Raw genomic sequence first — 2,791 nt, 5'->3', positions numbered from 1 at the left:
GGCGGAGCGCGCCCTGATCGACGAGCGGCGCAAGCAGCGGGTGCGCGCGCTCGGCTCGGTGCTGCGCAGCGCCGCGTCGGTCACGATCTTCTCCATCGCCGGGGTCACCATCCTCGGCGACCTGGGGATCAACCTCGCGCCGCTGCTCGCCAGCGCCGGCGTGGTGGGCATCGCGGTCGGATTCGGGGCGCAGAACCTGGTCCGCGACTACCTGTCCGGCGTCTTCATGCTGGTCGAGGACCAGTACGGGGTCGGGGACGTGATCACGGTGGGCGACGCCACCGGGACCGTGGAGACGGTGACGCTGCGGATCACGCGGCTGCGTTCCGTGAATGGCATCGTCTGGCACATCCGCAACGGCGCCATCGAGACGGTGGGCAACGAGTCCCAGGGGTGGGCGCGCGCGGTGCTCGACTTCCCCGTGCCGTACACCGCCGACCTGACCACGATCCGGACGCTGCTCGCGGATACCGTGGCGGGCATGTGGAACGAGCCGGTCTGGCGCACCGTGATGATCGAGAAGCCGGAGGTGTGGGGCGCGCAGCAGGTCGACATGACGCCGCCGCCGACGGTCACCATGCGGGTGGTGGTGAAGACCGCGCCGCTGCGGCAGTGGGAAGTGGAGCGGGAGATGCGCGCCAGGGTCAAGGCCGCCCTCGACACCGCGGGGATCACGCCCGCGTCCGCTCTCGTGAGCTAGGTAGGGTTGACCTGTCATGAGCGAGGAGAGCACGCGGCCGCCGCTGACCTTTTACGAGGCTGTCGGCGGCGAGGAGACGTTTACCCGGCTGGTGCACCGGTTCTACGAAGAGGTGGCCGCCGACCCGGTGCTGCGGGCGGTCTACCCGGCGCAAGACCTGGGGCCGGCTGAGGAGCACCTGCGATTGTTCCTCATGCAGTACTGGGGCGGGCCGACGACGTACAACGAACTGCGCGGGCATCCGCGGCTGCGGATGCGGCACGTGCGATTTCACATTGGCGAGACCGAACGCGACTTGTGGCTGACGCATATGCGGACGGCGCTCGACTCGGTGGAGCTTGACCCGGCGCTCGACGCGCAGCTGTGGGACTACCTGGTGATGGCCGCGCACTCGCTGGTGAACGTCGTCCCTGAGAACACGCCGGGTCCTTCGGGGCGCGGCGACCTGGGGATCACGCCGACGTAGCTTTTCGGGCTTTTCGGGGCTTTTCCGGTCCTGCTTGGGTCTTCAGGTCTTCAGGTCCGGCCGAAGTACGCGGCCGGGGTCGTGCCGGTCTCCCGGCGGAAGGCGGCGGTGAACGCGCTCGGCGTCTGGTACCCCACCCGGGCGGCGATACGGCTGACAACCTCGCCGCTGGCGAGCAGCGGCAGCGCCGACTGGAGCCGCAGCAGCGTTCGCCAGCGGCCGAAGGGCAGCCCGGTCGCGGTCACGAACGCGCGGGCCAGCGTCCGCTCGCTTGCCCCGACCGCGCGGCCCCATTCCGCGAGCGTCTTCTGGTCGGCCGGGTTGTCGCTCAGCTGGCGGGCCACCGAACCGGCGATGGGGTCGCCGGGGAACGGCACGTTCAGCGTGGTTACCGGGAGCGGCGTCAGCAGGTCGGACAGCAGCGCCTCCGCATGCTCGCGCTGGGCGGCGGTCAGCTCGCCGCTCAGGTAGCCGATCACCTCGGCGAGCAGCGGGCTCGCCGCGACCACGGTCGGCGCGTCCCAGGTCACCGGCGACATCTCTGGCGGCACGTAGACGCTGCGCATCGTCGCCCGTCCCGACGCGCCCGTCTCGTGCGGCAGGCCCGCCGGGATCCACAGCGCGCGGCTCGGCGGCAGCACCCAGGTCGTTCCCCCGGTGAGCTCGGTGAGTCCAGTGAGGCCGGTGAGCCCAGTGAGCACGGTGAGCACTCCGGCCGACGCCCACGCCAGCTGATGGTCCTCGTGAACGTGCCAGTCGAAGAGGGTGCTCGGCGACATCGGGAAGGTGACGACGAAGAAGCCATCGGGTGCGCCGATCCGAGGCTGGCTGAATCGCGACACAGCATGGCAGCCTACGCGCTATGCGCACCGCCGCCGTGGGTCGTAACGTACCGTCACGTGAACAAGCGGCACGCTGAACTGCTGGGCACGGCTGAATGGGCCGCGTTCCTGCACGAGGAGATCCTGTCGGTCGTCACGCAGGGCGCTGACCTGGGAGACGACCTGCTGGAGATCGGCCCGGGACCCGGCGCGGCGACCGAGTGGCTGCGGCACCGGGTTCGCCGCCTCGTCGCTGTCGAACTCGAGCCGGAGGCTGCCGCCTTGCTTGGCGCGCGGTTCGCCGGGACGAACGTCGAGGCGGTGGCCGGCGACGCCACCGCGCTCGCCTACCCTGACGAGTCCTTCGACACGGTCGGCATGTTCACCATGCTGCACCACGTCCCCACCCGCGCCCGGCAAGACGCCATCCTCGCCGGCGCGCTGCGCGCGCTGCGGCCTGGCGGCACGCTGATCGGCTCGGACAGCCTGGCGAGCGACCGGCTGCACCGGTTCCACGAGGGTGACACGTACAACCCGGTCGAGCCCGCGGCGTTCCTCACCCGGCTGCAGACGATTGGCTTCGGCGAGATCACGCTCATGGTTGGCGAGCGGCTGCTGTTCCGCGCGCGGAAACCCGTGGCCGAGGGCTAGCCGGCCGGCCATCGTGTCACCCGATCGGGTGTCATGACAGTGCCGCCTTGATCGGGAATGCTGACTTATGCGTCACGCCGCAGGACGCCCGGCCACGCAGCTGGCTGATTCGCCCGGGACCCGGGGGACCTGGGGGCAACTCCAGTTGGGGGG

General features: G+C 70.6%; 4 protein-coding genes. 3 read left to right on the top strand and 1 reads right to left on the bottom strand.

The window, feature by feature from the left end:
* Together WA805_RS08455 and WA805_RS08450 are read left to right on the top strand one after the other, a co-directional pair.
* On the top strand, positions 1–700 hold a 700-nt coding region (locus WA805_RS08455), incomplete at its 5' end, for a mechanosensitive ion channel family protein (RefSeq protein ID WP_425242058.1).
* Positions 701–716: 16 nt separating this feature from the next.
* Positions 717–1,166 (top strand): globin, encoded by a 450-nt coding sequence (locus tag WA805_RS08450; protein ID WP_422281164.1) that lies wholly within the window; start codon positions 717–719, stop codon positions 1,164–1,166.
* Between the two features lie 50 nt (positions 1,167–1,216).
* Here WA805_RS08450 and WA805_RS08445 read toward each other — a convergent pair whose 3' ends face one another.
* Positions 1,217–2,008, bottom strand: coding sequence for an AraC family transcriptional regulator (locus WA805_RS08445; protein ID WP_425242057.1), 792 nt, complete (start codon positions 2,006–2,008; stop codon positions 1,217–1,219).
* A gap of 57 nt (positions 2,009–2,065) precedes the next feature.
* On the opposite strand from WA805_RS08445, the gene WA805_RS08440 reads away from it, so the two are divergent.
* Complete coding sequence (locus tag WA805_RS08440; RefSeq protein WP_425242056.1) at positions 2,066–2,638, top strand: class I SAM-dependent methyltransferase; 573 nt, start codon at positions 2,066–2,068, stop codon at positions 2,636–2,638.
* Positions 2,639–2,791 lie beyond the last annotated feature (153 nt).

Origin of the sequence: Trebonia sp. (assembly GCF_049794275.1) — a bacterium.
GTDB lineage: Bacteria > Actinomycetota > Actinomycetes > Streptosporangiales > Streptosporangiaceae > Trebonia.
This window is presented reverse-complemented; position numbering and strand designations above follow the sequence as displayed.

What these genes read in the sequence shown, in the direction of transcription:
- WA805_RS08450 (WP_422281164.1), top strand. Translation starts at nt 717, where the DNA reads ATGAGCGAGGAGAGCACGCGGCCGCCGCTGACCTTTTACGAGGCTGTC.